General features: G+C 52.1%; 17 protein-coding genes. 5 read left to right on the top strand and 12 right to left on the bottom strand.

The window, feature by feature from the left end; translation table 11 throughout:
• Positions 1 to 228: 228 nt before the first annotated feature.
• From TU82_RS12310 to TU82_RS12300, 3 genes are read right to left on the bottom strand one after another with little or no spacing between them, the layout of a single operon-like run.
• A complete protein-coding gene (locus tag TU82_RS12310) occupies positions 229 to 618 on the bottom strand; it encodes a hypothetical protein (RefSeq protein ID WP_057723459.1) in 390 nt (129 codons plus the stop codon).
• A gap of 2 nt (positions 619 to 620) precedes the next feature.
• Complete coding sequence (locus TU82_RS12305; protein WP_057723458.1) at positions 621 to 1091, bottom strand: hypothetical protein; 471 nt, start codon at positions 1089 to 1091, stop codon at positions 621 to 623.
• A gap of 42 nt (positions 1092 to 1133) precedes the next feature.
• Positions 1134 to 1529 (bottom strand): DUF6957 family protein, encoded by a 396-nt coding sequence (locus tag TU82_RS12300; RefSeq protein ID WP_057723457.1) that lies wholly within the window; start codon positions 1527 to 1529, stop codon positions 1134 to 1136.
• A gap of 157 nt (positions 1530 to 1686) precedes the next feature.
• Between TU82_RS12300 and TU82_RS12295 the strand changes: the two genes are divergently transcribed.
• Positions 1687 to 2142, top strand: coding sequence for a helix-turn-helix domain-containing protein (locus TU82_RS12295; RefSeq protein WP_057723456.1), 456 nt, complete (start codon positions 1687 to 1689; stop codon positions 2140 to 2142).
• A gap of 6 nt (positions 2143 to 2148) precedes the next feature.
• Here TU82_RS12295 and TU82_RS12290 read toward each other — a convergent pair whose 3' ends face one another.
• Together TU82_RS12290 and TU82_RS12285 are read right to left on the bottom strand one after the other, a co-directional pair.
• Complete coding sequence (locus TU82_RS12290) at positions 2149 to 2874, bottom strand: hypothetical protein (RefSeq protein ID WP_057723455.1); 726 nt, start codon at positions 2872 to 2874, stop codon at positions 2149 to 2151.
• 12 nt (positions 2875 to 2886) lie between these two features.
• Positions 2887 to 3585, bottom strand: a complete 699-nt coding sequence (locus tag TU82_RS12285; protein WP_057723454.1) for a GIY-YIG nuclease family protein — start codon at positions 3583 to 3585, stop codon at positions 2887 to 2889.
• A 252-nt stretch (positions 3586 to 3837) separates the two neighbouring features.
• Here TU82_RS12285 and TU82_RS12280 point away from each other — a divergent pair, with 252 nt between their 5' ends.
• Positions 3838 to 4464 (top strand): hypothetical protein, encoded by a 627-nt coding sequence (locus TU82_RS12280; RefSeq protein ID WP_231982714.1) that lies wholly within the window; start codon positions 3838 to 3840, stop codon positions 4462 to 4464.
• A gap of 94 nt (positions 4465 to 4558) precedes the next feature.
• Here TU82_RS12280 and TU82_RS12275 read toward each other — a convergent pair whose 3' ends face one another.
• From TU82_RS12275 to TU82_RS12260, 5 genes are all read right to left on the bottom strand, one after another.
• Positions 4559 to 5593, bottom strand: coding sequence for an AAA family ATPase (locus tag TU82_RS12275; RefSeq protein ID WP_057723453.1), 1035 nt, complete (start codon positions 5591 to 5593; stop codon positions 4559 to 4561).
• Positions 5578 to 7140 (bottom strand): ATP-dependent nuclease, encoded by a 1563-nt coding sequence (locus tag TU82_RS12270; protein ID WP_057723452.1) that lies wholly within the window; start codon positions 7138 to 7140, stop codon positions 5578 to 5580. The genes TU82_RS12275 and TU82_RS12270 overlap by 16 nt, the downstream gene beginning before the upstream one ends.
• 186 nt (positions 7141 to 7326) lie before the next feature.
• A complete protein-coding gene (locus TU82_RS27855; RefSeq protein WP_082632015.1) occupies positions 7327 to 7860 on the bottom strand; it encodes an SH3 domain-containing protein in 534 nt (177 codons plus the stop codon).
• Positions 7861 to 7885: 25 nt separating this feature from the next.
• Positions 7886 to 8401, bottom strand: a complete 516-nt coding sequence (locus TU82_RS12265; RefSeq protein WP_057723451.1) for a hypothetical protein — start codon at positions 8399 to 8401, stop codon at positions 7886 to 7888.
• Between the two features lie 68 nt (positions 8402 to 8469).
• Positions 8470 to 9888 carry a PDDEXK family nuclease gene (locus tag TU82_RS12260; protein ID WP_156421661.1) on the bottom strand — a complete coding sequence of 473 codons (1419 nt, stop codon included), beginning with the start codon at positions 9886 to 9888 and terminating at the stop codon, positions 8470 to 8472.
• A 201-nt stretch (positions 9889 to 10089) separates the two neighbouring features.
• Between TU82_RS12260 and TU82_RS12255 the strand changes: the two genes are divergently transcribed.
• Positions 10090 to 11379 (top strand): RES family NAD+ phosphorylase, encoded by a 1290-nt coding sequence (locus TU82_RS12255; protein WP_057723449.1) that lies wholly within the window; start codon positions 10090 to 10092, stop codon positions 11377 to 11379.
• A gap of 75 nt (positions 11380 to 11454) precedes the next feature.
• Here the strand turns inward: TU82_RS12255 and TU82_RS12250 are convergent, their stop codons facing one another.
• On the bottom strand, positions 11455 to 11697 hold the full coding sequence (locus TU82_RS12250) for a DUF7693 family protein (RefSeq protein ID WP_057723448.1): 243 nt from the start codon (positions 11695 to 11697) through the stop codon (positions 11455 to 11457).
• Between the two features lie 528 nt (positions 11698 to 12225).
• Here TU82_RS12250 and TU82_RS12245 point away from each other — a divergent pair.
• On the top strand, positions 12226 to 12627 hold the full coding sequence (locus TU82_RS12245) for a hypothetical protein (protein WP_057723447.1): 402 nt from the start codon (positions 12226 to 12228) through the stop codon (positions 12625 to 12627).
• 319 nt (positions 12628 to 12946) lie between these two features.
• On the top strand, positions 12947 to 14524 hold the full coding sequence (locus TU82_RS12240; RefSeq protein ID WP_057723446.1) for an ATP-dependent nuclease: 1578 nt from the start codon (positions 12947 to 12949) through the stop codon (positions 14522 to 14524).
• A gap of 25 nt (positions 14525 to 14549) precedes the next feature.
• Here the strand turns inward: TU82_RS12240 and TU82_RS12235 are convergent, their stop codons facing one another.
• Positions 14550 to 15146 carry a hypothetical protein gene (locus TU82_RS12235; protein ID WP_057723445.1) on the bottom strand — a complete coding sequence of 199 codons (597 nt, stop codon included), beginning with the start codon at positions 15144 to 15146 and terminating at the stop codon, positions 14550 to 14552.
• Between the last annotated feature and the right edge of the window lie 42 nt (positions 15147 to 15188).

Raw genomic sequence — 15188 nt, 5'->3', positions numbered from 1 at the left:
CGCTCCCGAAGAAGTGTTCAAAACCTCGGAGACCGGATTCAATGACAACGGTTCTGGGATCGAGCAGACAACATTGTATTGGCGTGCGAAATGCAAGCGGAGCACGCAGGCCCTAGCAGGGCCGGAGATTTGAGGATGGAAGCCCGAAGGAGCCAAGTCCCGCAACAGCGGGATTGGTTCATGACAGCTGTCCCCGAAGCGGGGCAAGCCCAAAACAACGATCAGCGACTACTGAAGGCGATCAGGCGTTGGCAGATACCTGTCCCCCGCTATGCGCATGAACTCACGCAAGCTATGCCGTCCGACGTCCCGCCTGAACGTCGCAATGACGTACTTCGAGTTGACCGTATTGATCACCCAAAACCTGCCTTCCTTCGTTACGGACTGAATGTCGGATGTCCGAATCAGCCGACCATCTGCAAATCGTTGGTACGGCCCAGGGCAAATGTGACCGAACACCACACCAACAGCACTGCACGAATGAATATGGGCATTCACCAAGTAGGCCGTGACCAGCCCGTCGTAGTCTTGATTCACTGCTTTGGCGATGCGAAGAAGGTCGAAGTCCGAGTAGCGCTTTTCGTGTAAATCGACTGCGACGGTATTGATGTCGTCCATAGCTACAGAGCCTCCGACGCTGAGGCTACGCCGGCAGTTGCAGCACTGCGCCGATATAGCTCCCTGACCCCAATCAAGGCATCGACATCCAGGTCGCGTTGATGGGTATTGACGTACACATCACCACTCTCGACCTGTAGAACACAGATTGGCACTTCTGCCTGGTTGAACCCCATGGAAAGTGATTTCAGCTTTTCCATCTTCCAGCCTGACCCGTTGTTCATCCATGCCGGGGTAACGACCTGGACATCTTGAATGACCATGCTCTCGTCTTGGGAGACCAGCAGCTCTACCAAGCGAGGCTCATCGTTCAGCATCTCTTCATAAGCTACGAATCGCCCCTCATGCCGGCGCTTGAGGCTCACGTGATACCAATGGGTAACCAAGGATCGCGACATGGCGTGAAAGTGAGCGAGACCGTCCCCGAACATTCCCACCGGGCCGGCCTGGTCTTGCATGCTAATCCTGAACATCGTGTATCTCGTGTTGAGCAGGCCCGCGAAGTGGGCCTGCGATTAACATAAGCCAAATATTGTCTTCAGCGAGGCAGTCATCTCGCGCCCTTTTCCCACGAGCACGTACACCGTGTTTCGCGTCTCGAACAGGCAAACACCGTCGAACGATTTACACAGGGTCGAGCGCACCCAGCCCCCTGGTGGAAACCGGCCATGACCGTCATGGATGACGCAATGGGCATACATGAACATCGGCTCCAGACCAGTAGCTCTTACTTTCGCGAGCGACTCTGGGGACTCGTCGACGTGGAAGATGACCCAGTCCGCGACGGTGCAAAAAGGCTTACGACCGAAGCGCCCCGCGACCAATACTTCCACTTCTGCATGAGACAGCGATGTGCCAGCAGAGGAGGTTTCCCCTTCCCGCAGCAGCTCGTGCTCAGAAGAATTAGTCATAAATTGATGATCCTCTTGGCGACAAAGAAAATAGGGCTCTGCGCACGTACAGATCGCAAAGGTGGCGCGCCTGTAGTTCCATCGCAATGACTATATACATTTGTGTGGAACTCATCAAACGGGGCATACCGTCTCCTTTTGGGGAGAGGTGCGCTGGATGTCTTTGCGGAAGGCATATGCGGCAACGCTACAGTGGCTGAGGGTTCGACATGGGTTGTCGCAAGCAGACCTCCAGCATCAGACTGACCAAGCACACATAAGCCGCTTGGAAGCATCGACGACATCGGCAACCGTCGATCTCAGTGCCGACTTAGCTAAAGCGCTAGGCCTAATGCCACTCTCCTTTCTCACACTGGTGGCCGCAGCAGATGAAGGTAAGACCGCGCGCTCAGTTCTGAATGACACAATGAAAGAACTCATGCAGCTTGGTGTTCTTGATGAGCAGCTACCTGCCGAACCCCAAACGCTCACTACACCCCAGAGAATCGCTGCCGCAGAAAGACTCAAAGCGGTGCGCGATCTTAAGGCGGCAGGCCTTTCTCAAGCGGAGGTTTGCCGGCAATTAGAACTGCCCAAGAGCACAGTTAACCGGCTGTGGTACGTCGGCGGTTGACCGTGCTCAGGTCTCAAACTCAAGAATATCAGCGGCTTGCCTTGCAACGAGAACGACGTTCCGATCAATAGGTTCTGATCCCTGATCGGGTCGCTCAAGATAAGGAGACTCAGGAATCCCCTGTCGGTAATGCTTTAGGACGTACATCGCCCGCTTTCGCTTGCCACGAAGGGAAATGAATCCTTGATCCTTGGAAACCGTCTCCGCGACCTTTTTCATCTCACCGTTCAGTCTTGCCTGGTCTAGAGATGACGCCATTTCCTCAGCCTCATCCGCAGCCTGCTCAAATCTGTCGAGTGCCTCTGTGAAGTCCTGGTAGTCACCTACCTCACAGGCCACCGCGACTAATAACGCCCCGCTGGTAAAGAAGCACTGAAGGTGAGAGTAATCAGGACAGGATTTTCGAACCCTAGCCATCACTTCCGCTTCCGTGGACAAAAACTCCTGTCGGAGCTTATCCGCCTCAGCCTGGACGTCTGTGATTTCGGAAACCAGATCGGCGAGTTGTTCCTCCAAAAGGCTATGCTCGCGATAAATGAATACCACAGCAGGCTTGAGGCTCTCGCACGCTTTGATAAAGGCTTCGCGATCTAGCATGGCAACTGCAGAAGAGCCTGTAGAGACAGAAGTACATTCAGTGACCTGGGTCGGTATCGTGACCAAAGCCGTCATCAACATTTCAAGGCAAGTCTCTATCGACTCCTCGACTCGCAAATAGCTATTCACTTCCATTTGAGTTCCTATTCACAGCCCTGCCACCGGCACAGACTTACCAAAAGTTTTGATCTGCTCAAGATCGGAGGCGTCGAGATCGAACCACTCACCCTCAAGGCGCTTTGCTTGATAAGTGATGTGGAAGCTTCGCTCTGCATGACTGTAATCATCAAACCAGGCGTAATGTTCAAGGCTTATGGGAAAGGGGAGCTTGACCTCAAAGAGCCGAGTGCGAGCTTTCAGGTGAATTGTTTTGCCGATCTTGAAACCCAGCTTAGATCGAATGACATAGACGTATCCACCTGTCGGCGAATTCGAGGGACGACTCACACCTTTCACGGGCGGTGGTGGTGCAGGGATGTCGAATCCAGCGATGTCTGGAAAATATTCGGCATGTAGATCTGGAAGACCGTACCGGTTGACCACGTCAGGAGCAAAAGCAAACCAGTGTTTGGCTTGCACCCAGTAACGTCTTCCATTCGAGCTGGGCCGAAGCGTGACATCAGCCTCGCGCCACAGAATTTTTGCACGGCCTGACTCTCGATCAACCGTCATGACGATGCCAAATGCCCTCACATTGCCAACCTGGGCTCTCGCGTCCCAACCGGCCAGCACAATGCAGTCCTTGGGACGCACCTGCAGAATCAGGCCGGCCAAATCGGAATCAACTTGCACGTCGTGCTTCACGGGCATAACAAGTTTCTGGGGATCAAACCGATAAAATTTCATACAAGCTTCCTTGCAATGACTACTGGGTTGCCGCGATAACGTACTCTCTGAGGCTCATTAGGCGTCGAAACCGTGCTCAGCATAGATCAGAGCCATTTTTCGATGTCCCCGCAAAAAGGACACCGTGACCTCAACCTGAGATCACGCTTTCTCGCACAGTAGACCGAGCCAGAAAACCACTTACTGGTTGCCGGTAGTCCACCTAGATTCGTAAAGTTCTACACCATGGACTGGCCAACGTGAGGAGACGATATGGATGAGGAATCGCTACCGATGCTCGACCCGGAGCTTGAGGCCATCCAGTGGCCGGCAGACTTCTCCGGCCAGCAGCTGTTTATCCAGGGTGAGGATTGGCAGTACAACGCGATGCTGAACTGGTCTCACTTTCGTGCCGACCTCTATGCTTTTGCATACAAAGATGCCGCCGACGGTCTTGTGGAGGCCATGGCGAATCGTCAGGTGCCATTGGATAGCGGCATTTATCCCTTGCTTTTTCTGTACCGCCATTCCTTGGAGCTGCAGTTCAAGCTGATGCTAAAGGGTGCTCGCGCTCTGACAGGCAAAGAGCCCAAGAACTACGACAAGCATCCGTTGATGCCTCTGTGGTCGGAGTTGCGTCATCTGCTCAAGGACTTGGGGCTAGAGCGCTCTGACGTCAACGCTACTGCTGTTCACGAATTCATTCGCCAGTTGGACAACGTCGACCCAGACTCGATGGCGTTTCGGTATGCGACGACCAACAGTGGTAAAGACCATCTCCCAGACGTTACGCATATCAACATCCGGCACTTGCGCGAGGTGCTCAACAGCGTCTTCGTTTGGCTAAACGGCACATACAGCTGGATTGGGGAGATGGAGCAGGGCCAGTCTTTCGACTGATCACGCTAGGTGTCATGCCCAGCGGCTCCCCTTCATACTGAGCATACTTTCTGGACAAGGTCTTACGCCAGACATCACCACCCATGGCTACGACCTAGTCCGTTTTAAATGGTTTGAAAAGTTTTTCGGGCGCTAGGTACAGCCTTCCGCGAGTCCGTGAGAACGCAACATAAAGCTTGTTTTTTGTCTGTGGGGGGAGCGCGGCGAGCGAGGACGTCTGATAGATCTTCCAGTGAGTAGTACCCAGCACAACGCACACATCGTTGTAGTGATCCAAACCCTTACTGGCGCCCCAGTTGTTAGACAGGCACCCGTACTTGTAATGCTCCTGATAGAACAGCTTCACCACGTTGCCATCGGCGTGTACGGCGTTAGCATCCACTTGATTGGCCAGAGGAATAATTTGGGTTTCGTAGGTATGCTGTGACTGCATATCAATCTGCAGATGTGCTCGAATAAAATCACATACGGTGACACCACACCTCCAGCTTCGGCTCAGTGTTTCCTTGTCGACAGTCACACCCGCCTTTTGAAAAAGCTTTTCGTATTTCCCAATGTCGGAGTGTAGCGAGCTGTTCACGTTTCCATCACGACTGGTGTCGAACGTATGCTGGTAGAAGTCACCTACAAATAGCATTTCAACCTTGGCTTTCGCTAATGCCATTAGCAGGTTGAAATCATGACCTGCTAGGTCTTGAACTTCGTCGACATAAAACTCATCGTAAAAGCGCTCCATTCGCGCCATCACGTCAGGAATTGCATCAACGGTCTCTAGGAGCTTTGCGAGGCGGTTGTGGTAAACGCTGCCGTTTGTCGTGGCGTAATACGCCATATTGTCCCGTTTGAGCTTTAACGTACGGGCGTGCGGAGCTCGAAAGCTGATTCCCCGCGTCTGCATATGCACTTGCAGCAGAGGGCGATAGCAGAAGCTATAAAGGAACGTGAAATAACTCAGCAGGTTGATGTTTTTTGGGACATGGCCAAACCGTTTGATGATGCTATCGCGCAAATGGCGATAGTTGTTCTCCGTGTAGGTGATTATCAGTGCGCGCTTTTCTAGGCTCAGACGCTTCACTAGCAGGGTGGTCTTCCCTGACCCTGCCACGGCGAACATCACTCGTTTATCCATTTGATTGCCTCCGCGATGTAGGCAGGAACGGTGAGCTCGCCTGGCTTTCCCTTGAGCAGCTCAAACGCGGCTTCTGCCTTGTTTGCCAGCATGTATTCCAAGGGGGAGAGGGTTTTTCGTCTTGGGCCGAAGACGGTCTTGCAGGTTTCCTCGTTGTCGTTGTGCAACCCTATTTCGAAGGTTGAACGGTCATTGTCTCTGTCGGCAAAGACTTTGGCATTATCCGAAGCGAAGTCGACGTAGTTTTCTACGCAGTTTTTCTGATAATCCTTGTCATTGTCTCGTATGGCTGCGACTCGAATTCCGAGCAGGTTAGCGAGCTCCATGTACCTTTTGAAGCTGGTGCCCCCAATAGAGATTATGTGAACGTCATCGACATGCGGTAGACGCCCATTTGTACATTGCTTATAGAACTCTTCCACCAGGATGAATTCAGCATCACCTTCAACCAATATCACCTTCTTCGAGAGCGCGAACTCCAGGACGTTGTTGTCCGGGGCCTTCATGAAGAATTCTGCGGTGTCTGGTGATAGGGCTTTAAGTGAGCCAGCAGCTGCATTCGGGCCGATCAAAAGGGCATGCCGAAGATCAAGCCTTGAGCAGATATGGCTGCTGTGGGTTGCAATGAAAAGCTGGGTGCTCTCGTTGTCCGCTAGCTTGGCGACAAGTGCTTTCATGGAGGAATGGCTAAGGTGGTTCTCAGGCTCCTCCAAGAGCATTACATCCAAGCCGCCTTGCTTGTGCTTGCTCAGCGCAAATTCAGTCTTGATGAAGCACTGCCTTCCTTTGCCGTGGTTCTCAAGCGGAATATTGTCTTCCGTGATGATTAGGTCAGTTTCCAGGTTCGACCGGACGCTACTCCGTACGTCAAACTGATACGCGGGTAGGTCAGCGTTGAGCGCTGCGAGATGTTGTCCTGTAAAAGCCTGCTTGCCTTGGCGGTACAGGTTTTCAAGTTTATAGCGGTCTTCAACGGGGGCGTTGAAAGCGTAAACGGCTCGGGTGTATTCACGAGACGCGTGATCGCCATCAATACGTGAACCGTCTAGCATCATGTGCTTAATTGGGCGGTTGAATGCTGCGTAGGGCCTGCCGGCGAACGTTTCAAACCGCACCGCATAATATTCGAATGGGAAGTTCGGTTGATCATCAGCCAAGATGGCTTGCACCGCTTCGCCATACTCAGCCATCACCGCAAGGATCATGCGCACGCCGTCAGTCTGGCGCTGGTGGGAGTTGTTGGTTCCATACAGGCCTTCGTCGTCACCTTCCTCTAGGAAAACGTCGACTATCAGCTCAGGTAGTTTCTCCAGGCTCTTCTCCCCAACAAGGAAAGTGTCAACCGAATCCTTGTTGAGCAGAGCTTCTGCACCTAGAGCTTCAATGCGGTTGCGACTCCCGCCGAGCGCGAGGTCTAGGGCAAGCAAAATACTGCTTTTTCCTGCCTCATTGTTGCCAATCAGCACATTCTTCCCAGACTCAAAATCGAGCGTGAGCGTTTTGAATTTTTTGAAATTCTGAATTACCACTTTCCGTATGGTGTGCATGTCTAGCCCTGAGCTGGAAAATCAATAAATGAGGGTGAACCACCTGAGTTATAGAGTCAGGTTGGTTACGGATTCATAGCCAATATCTAGCCATCTGCAACGAAACCTCGTCACGAGATCTGCTCGTCTACCGGCTAAAGCGCTTGCGAAAGTGTAGTCCTCGATAGGGCGTCATCAGATAATCGCTCAAACGCCGTACCGTTTGTTACCACCAGAGGTAATGCAGTATCGACCACCCCGAGGCCCGATACACACGTTTCCTGAAGAACAGGGGCACGAGGAACCGTAAGCTGGAGTCTGTTGGCGAGCGGGCAGCGGAAGTTGAGCCGACGGTTTGGGCTTCGGAACAACGTAGCAGCCAGGCCCACTGCATAGACTCTTGGACGAAAGCCATTTTGAAGATTGGCCGTCAATGCTGATGCGCGCCCATTCATTCCTCGTCTCGAAAACCTGAACCTTTTCCCCACGCTTCAGCTTCGAGACGACCCTGCCGCCTGGTTGATCCCGGACATTGAGATTATCAGCGCTCACAAAGTGCTCAGTCGCAGAGACAGGGGCCGGAGCTGAGGGGGAGGCTGGAGAAATCGACGCTAACGTACTAGGCGCGCTCGGAATGCCTGACTGTGCAGGGGCTGGAGGCGTGTCCTTCTTCCCAAATGCCCACAGAACGGCAAAAAGAATCAGGAGCGGGACAAACCATGACTGGGACTTCTTGCGCATATCCATTGCTCTCATTCAGCACGTGTTATAACGGCTGTCTTCCTGACCAACCGGACGTCATCACCTGTTGCGAGCTTAGCCAGGCTTCAACTTTTTGCTGCCTATTAAGTTTCGAAAGCTTGGGCTTGCCAAGATCCAGTATCCTAAGCAGCTGCTGCGTAGCCTCGGGGGAAGGAAACCATTCGACGATCTCCACGTTGCAGTGAGTTGAATCACTGATCGCCCATTTCACCACCATGTCTGCTGCGGCTCTGTAGTGATCAGCTATGAAGAGCCCTCTGTCCTCTACGGGCCAACCACGCGCCCTCATCTGCTCGGTCACGTCAGTGATGCCCGTGTTACCAAAAAACGCGTGGGTATCCGGGTAGTGAATTCCTGCAAGCGACACTTTAGCGACGCCCGAATCTCGGTCGAAGTAAGACAGGAAATGCCAACCACCAGTGATACACCCTGGGTGGGGGAAATTGATTGCGGCTTTGCCAGTTATGTAGTGCCGGCGAGAAACGCGTTTGAGGTCAAAATCGAAGAGCGGTTGCGTCATGTGGCATGCCTCTGTGCGCCAGTGCTACCAAAGCACTGCCTTGGTAAGCAAGAGCCTGACTGCTCATCTCAGGCGTTTGGTACAGCGGAGGCCCTGATGGCTTCCTCATCCTTGCGGAACCTTACTCCTGCATCCTTAACATAGACGCCGCATTCAATTAGCTCACTCACGTCCTCGTGCTTGCCAAGAAATGATGCTCGAATCCCCTTCAGCAAAACGTGGGCATAGCGGGCATCTTCAATCATGGTGTCCATTTCGCCTGATATTGTTATCCCTCGGGAGCTCAAATTCTTCACAGCAGACAGAGTGAAAGGCTGCTGTGGCTCCTCCATTCGATACAGGTGGCGCTGCTTCAGTAGCTCGCTTAACTGATGCGCGTCACTCAACATCTGTTCTGATAGGCCACTGCGGTTACTTTGCCGAGCTGCGACCAGCACATTTGCCTGCATGGATTGAAGCCCAGGCAGGATAAAGTCGCGGAGGATAAAGTAGAACTCCAGCTGCCGGTTCATCGCATCGTCAGCAGGCTTGCGCAGCCGCTTCAGGCGTTCAGCGGACGCGTCAGAATTGTTTGGAATGCACAGTGCCTTCTGGCTATCCCTGATGCCCTGTTCAAAAAAATCAGTCATCTGATTGGCTATCAATCCTTGTCGATAATCCTCTCGCAAAAGATCGAGCAGCACATCCAGCTGATTAATCGCAGCAATATCAATCTTCAAACTGGCGTGCTGCACCTGATGCTCCATTGCATTCAGAGTCCTTTCCACAGGAACGATGCAAAATTGCTGAAAAGAATATGAGAAGGCAAAGGTCTCTTTGTCCAGCATCCCTAAGCAACCCTCATAGATCTGAATCAACCGATCATTCAGATCCATATACTCAGTGAGGCCCTCGACAGTCGCTTGGTTCATCTGTGCTGTATCGGCTTGATAGGTAAGGTACTTATGAGTCCCCACGACGGCAGCTACGAAAAAGCAGCTAGCCAACCCGACCCTGAGGAACCAGCCACGAAGAGAAATCTTCGGTTTGTAGTCAGGATAAAATGACTCCTGGAGCGAGGCGTTCTCTTGAATCACAGCTTCAAGCGCCCCCCAGCCCCATACGTCCACTGTTCCCTTTCCAACGATAGCTCGCTCTTCCGTGAGCTCTAAGGCACGATTGGTAAGGTGCTTGTCATGCGGACTGGTGGTAAGGATGAAGAAGTGATCGATCTTGAACGGAAAGTCTTCTGTTTCGAGAACCGCCTGGTTTACCTGAGCCAGGGTCAGATTTTTGCCGAGGTTCTCATTTCGTCCCTTGCACTGAACGGCGATGAGAGAACCATCTTTGAGGCGACAATACAGATCCACGCCATGCTGCCGTTGGCCTTCCCGACCGTACTGATCGAACCTGCTTTTAAAGACGCAACTCATCACTGCTAAAGACAGACGCTCGAATTGCTTCCAGTCTGCGGGACGTCGGTAGGTCGAGGCATGTGGTGCGGTCATAACCTTAAAATCAACTCCATTTGTCAGTGCTAACGCTATGAAGCCATGGTGTTGCAACACCTAGTGGCTAAGCAGCCCAAGTCCACACGTGGTCTCCAACGGGTTCCTTGAGGGCAGAGCCTATGGGCCGCAGGTTTTCATCGAGCCGAGCGTCTATGTTGACTTAGAATCAGCGTCAACTGGATTGCTGGGCACAGCCACATGGATGAAGACCTGATCTGCCACCAATGCTTGAACGAAGCCTATCTCATTGGGTTGATCAGGCGAACCGGCGTGACTGCGGAGTGCTCGTTCTGCCTAAAAAGGCGTAAGGCTATCCCATTTGACGACCTGATCACCATGGTCGACGATGTCCTCCAGAAGTATTGCCATCCTGGAGCGATATACGATCATTACGATGACAATGGGAAACGCTCTGAAACAGAGCAGGCTGGCGACCCCCTTATTTTTCATGTCGCAGAATTACTTGGTTTGGATGAGGACGACCCGGTTGTCGAGCGTGTTCTCTGCGACCTCAACGAAAGCTCCCATTACGACATCATGCAGGGAGGTGAAGCGAGGTACAGCGATGATGAAAACTATGAGTGGAGAGTGATTCGACCAAGAGAAGCAGAAGCTCGATGGCTGAATTTTCAGAACGAAATGAAGCATGGAAATCGATTTTTTAGTCAGCATGCCAAGGATTTTCTGGACTGGCTGTTTCGAGGGCTCTCATCCTTCAAAAGCCCTGATGGCTCGATGTCCGTTATTAGAGAGCTTGTCGACGAACAGATCTTTCGTGCCAGGCGCTGTGATTCCCTTGCAGAATACGACTCGATCATTAGCAAGCCTGCTGCAGAACTCGGCCCTCCACCCAAGGAGGCCGCTGGTGCTGGCCGAATGAACCCTAAAGGCTTGGCTGCTTTTTATGGAGCCTTTGATCGAAAAACATGTGTTGCCGAACTTCGCCCACCAGTAGGAGGACGAGTCGTAAGCGGCGAATTCAAACTCACAAGACCCGTCCGCGTCCTGGATTTCATCGCATTGGATGAAGCCTACGAAGCGAAGCCGTTGAGTGCCTTTGAAGCCAGCTATGAAGAGCAAATGGGTAGGCGCATCTTCTTGAAAACGCTCCACGCAAAAATCACCGTACCAGTGCTTCCGAACCAGGAACACGAATACCTGGCTACCCAAGTCATGGCGGAGTACCTAGCTACGCAATTCGACCCGCCGCTCGACGGTGTACTGTTCGAATCCGCTCAAGTGCGGAAAGGCACTAACCTGACTCTTTTTAATCATGCGGTGGTGGCTTCACTCGAGCCTCGAACTACTTTTACGAACCTAGATGATTTGCTTAGCAGCCCCTCATCGCAGACGGCTGCGATTGAGTACGTGCCTGACACGCTGGTAAGGCATAAGGTTTGTCGTGTCAAATTCATAACTGAAGACCTGCAGCGCGATGATGGTCAGCCAGAATCCAACGAGCATTACGACGACTGGGATGATTACTAAAGGCTATGTACGCTGGCGTAGGTGTTAGAAGATGCGCGGCTGCGGCAGTCGTCGTGGCCGACTAAAAGTCGACCGCTAGAGATCCTTCAGCAGTTTCTCAAGCATCTGTTGCTCCCATACAGATAGCAGTGCAATGGGGTCTGTGCCAAAGCGATCTCCGGAGTCAAACGACCAGCGCCGCCCATCAGCGCTGATGCATTGTTCGCAGTAATCCAACTGATCGCAGTCGTTGTAAATCGATATCTCCCAACCATCTACATTGATCTGGAAGTGGCCGGCATAAATTTCGTCCCACGATTCATGACCCACCTTACTCATGACGGTTCGACCGAAAGTCACCTCCCTAAGTACCTGGGATACCTCTCTTGCGGAGAGCTCAGCCGCAGTGTTTTCGCTAACGCTACCTACCTGGGATGGAACGCGCTGCCGCTCTGGCCTCTTTCAGCCTTCGCTCAGCGTACATAGCCGGGTCATCAGCTGGCAGCGGATAGCGCTTCGGCGCGTTCTTCAATGAGTAGGCGCTCGGGATCGCGAACCTTTTGGTAGGCTCTGCCTGGTATACGTCGAGTTGTGTCCATTCCCGGCTCCCCAGAAGGCTGATGACTAAGAGCGGATAAATTACTTTTAGAACGATAACAGAACGCTCTGAATTGAGATGCTGCGCTGCGAATCAGTGGGCGGGATGCGTTACGATCTATGCTTCTTAGACACATAAACCCAGAGCAAACGGAGCGCGCAGGCGTAAGGGATGCGAGCTCGTAGGGGGCGAGACACGCCGTGGCGGGGCTCAATTCGCCGCAGGCGGCACGCCGTCAGCGATGCCTGGCTCAAGCAAGAGGTAGCCCAATGCGCCACAATGACCTCCGCAAGCTGGAAGCCAAGAGACGAAAGGCTTTGTGGATGCTTGCGAGCATATCCCCAGGCGATCCGAAGGCATTCGATGCCTTATCCATCCTTGATGACCTAGACCTGCAAGAGCGAAAATATTCCCCTCATACTGACAAGGCACTTGATCTCAACCAGGTTCGGGATTGTGTCACGGTGCAGCATCACCACTCCGGCATCGACATCATCTTGGAGCAGACTATCCCGCAGCCCTGGCGAGAACGTTTTCTGCAAGCGAGCATCGGATCAACCAGAGTTCCCGACGGGCCCTACGCCACAAACTGGGATAAATTTCTGACTGAATGGGTGCGTGATATGCAGCATCTGCAAAATCACCGGTTCGTACAGGCTGCTAGCGACTAAAACAGCTGGTCGAGCGATGTAAAGCGTATGCATAAGCAGTAGGTGTAGCCGCAAATAGTCACAACCCTCAGTCAGGAGGCACACTGTGGAAGTCCAGCTTTCTTCATTGATTTTGACGCCTCTGGGATAGCTCCTGATAGCTATCCTAAACCACCAGTGTGAAAGCTCCCGATGCCAGAGAGTAGAACTCTTGCCAGCACATCTGCTTCCGTCTCTCTAGGTACAATACGAGCGTGACGCCTGCACCGTTCGGAGGCTCATTTTCAGAAGATGTTTAATGAGTGCGTCTACCAACATCAATTAGTAAAGGAATACGATCTTGCATATTAAAAGCTTTGGTCTGTTGGGGCTTCGAACACTCTGCCTCAACAACATCATGCAGACCAACTCCCTCAATCCGCGTGATGTTCCACAAGTCAAAGCTTCACAGGTTAATATTTTTGTCGGCCCAAACGGCGGCGGTAAGTCAACTGTGCTCGATATGGTGCGCGCACTCAAGGATGTTGAGATTATAAAAACGATTGCTCGTGAAAACATGCGATCCACTACCGTGGCGGCTTCCATCATCTACTTTGACAATGGAACTCGGATAGCTTCAGTATTCAACAAGCTAGATATTGATGAATTTGGCACATACATAGCCGTTACTGCACGAGACGACAGGCACTTATTCAAGGGAAGCATTTACAGTAAATCGTCGAAACCCCCAAAAGAACTTTTAAAGGTTTTAGATAAACTGGAAGCAATAATTAGTTTTCGCTCATCACACGACGAGCGCGGAGTTTGCATTAATAAAATCATCAACGCGCTCAATAATGATGGCAAGCATCTAGTGGGACTCGCGCCGCACCCATTGCAGCCCGACCAAGTAGACTATAAAAGGCCTCCGAATGCAGATGACACCTACAAGCATGCCAACCCAGTTAGCTTTCTTGACAAGAACACATTAGGTGTCTACCTCAACGATGATTTAGGTCAGTACAACCATATCCCAATAAAGATGCTGCCGTCTGGATGGCGGGCGTTTGCTGGGCTAATAGGATGGCTGAACTCTGTTAATGATAACCAGATATGTGTCATCGAGGAGCCTGAAGTCCACCTGCATCCAACACTTCAGAGACTCATGATGGCTAGGGTTTCTGAAATCGTCACCCGCAAGAACCTTCAGCTTTTCATCTCTACGCACTCGTCTGTGCTTCTAGACATATCAAGCTGGTCTGTACCAGACACAAAGCTATTTGAAGTCAATGGTCACGCATTATCAGAATTAACATCACCTGCAAGGGCTCTGTCAGGGCTCGGCATAAAGCCAAGCGATGTTTTCCAAGCCAACGGCGTGATATGGGTCGAAGGGGCGTCTGATCGAATCTACATTTTGCACTGGCTTTCGCTCTGGTGCTCGACACATGGTAAATCCATGCCCATGGAAAACCTTGATTTCTCCTTCGTTCTTTACGGCGGGTCTATGCTCGGCCATTTCACATCAGATGCTACGCCAGGATTAATTGACATATTCAGTATAAATAGGAACTCCATAGTAGTTATGGATCGAGATCTGGACTTTCAGCGTGCAGCTGACGGCACTGATGAATGTATTAACCAAAGCTGCGTGAAATATCAGGTTTGGACAGACATTGCTGAACATGAGTCGAAGACAGGATATTGCTGGGTGACTGAGGGCTATACGATTGAAAGTTATTTGCCAGCAGCTTTTCGAGACAAGCATTATCGGATTTTCGGCGCTAGACTAAAGCAGGTTACCAGCTATTCAAAAGTTACTATCGCCAACAAATTCGTAACTGGGGGGAGCACTTTCAACCATAGCCATGATCCACAAACCGACTTGCCAACTCAGATTGAAAGGCTTTTCAACACTATTGAGGCATGGCAGTTGTAGGCCTAAGCCTCGCCTCGAAAGGAAATCATAGGTCTGCATCCCAAGCATCCATCGCCTCGCTCACAGTAGCCAACCAGCGGAGATGATCGTTCTGTATGGCAATGGCGACGTGCCTGGCTGTGTTGGCTTCGACCCAAGTCGGGAGACTCTCTATGGCTTCTGTGAACAGACTGGCTGTAGCGACAGCGAATCGCCCCGTACTTGTAGACTGAAGGCACACGTAGCGCACAGCAGCGCCACTAGAGAGCCGACGCCAAGCCACTACCTCAATACCGTCCTGCAGCTCTACAGTGGCCTCAGCAGAGGTATCAGCCTCCTGCCCCACCTCAACGGCTGCCACTGCTTGGCATAGCCCACTAGACGCTCCGGGTTTGTGGACAAGATGCTTCAACTGCTCACGGGAGGCGACAATTTGTTCACGGAGCTCTTCTGGATCGATGAAAATCCCTCCCTCTTGAGTCACCCGGAGGGTCTTGAAGCTGTTCGCTGCCCGGATGAACTCACGCTCACGCGCTTTCTCCCAGTCGGGGCGGCGGTCGGGATTGATGAGGTTCCAGAGGCGTGCGAGGAGCTTCAAAGCATTACCCTTAGATGAGGTGATGACCGTAGTTGCTGCAATCATACGACAGCCCAAAAGAGTGTGATCAGGGCTTGGATGTCGCAC

This window comes from Pseudomonas orientalis, from assembly GCF_001439815.1.
GTDB classification, from domain to species: domain Bacteria; phylum Pseudomonadota; class Gammaproteobacteria; order Pseudomonadales; family Pseudomonadaceae; genus Aquipseudomonas; species Aquipseudomonas orientalis.
The sequence above is the reverse complement of the archived record's forward strand: the minus strand, read 5'-3'. Positions and strand labels throughout refer to the sequence as shown.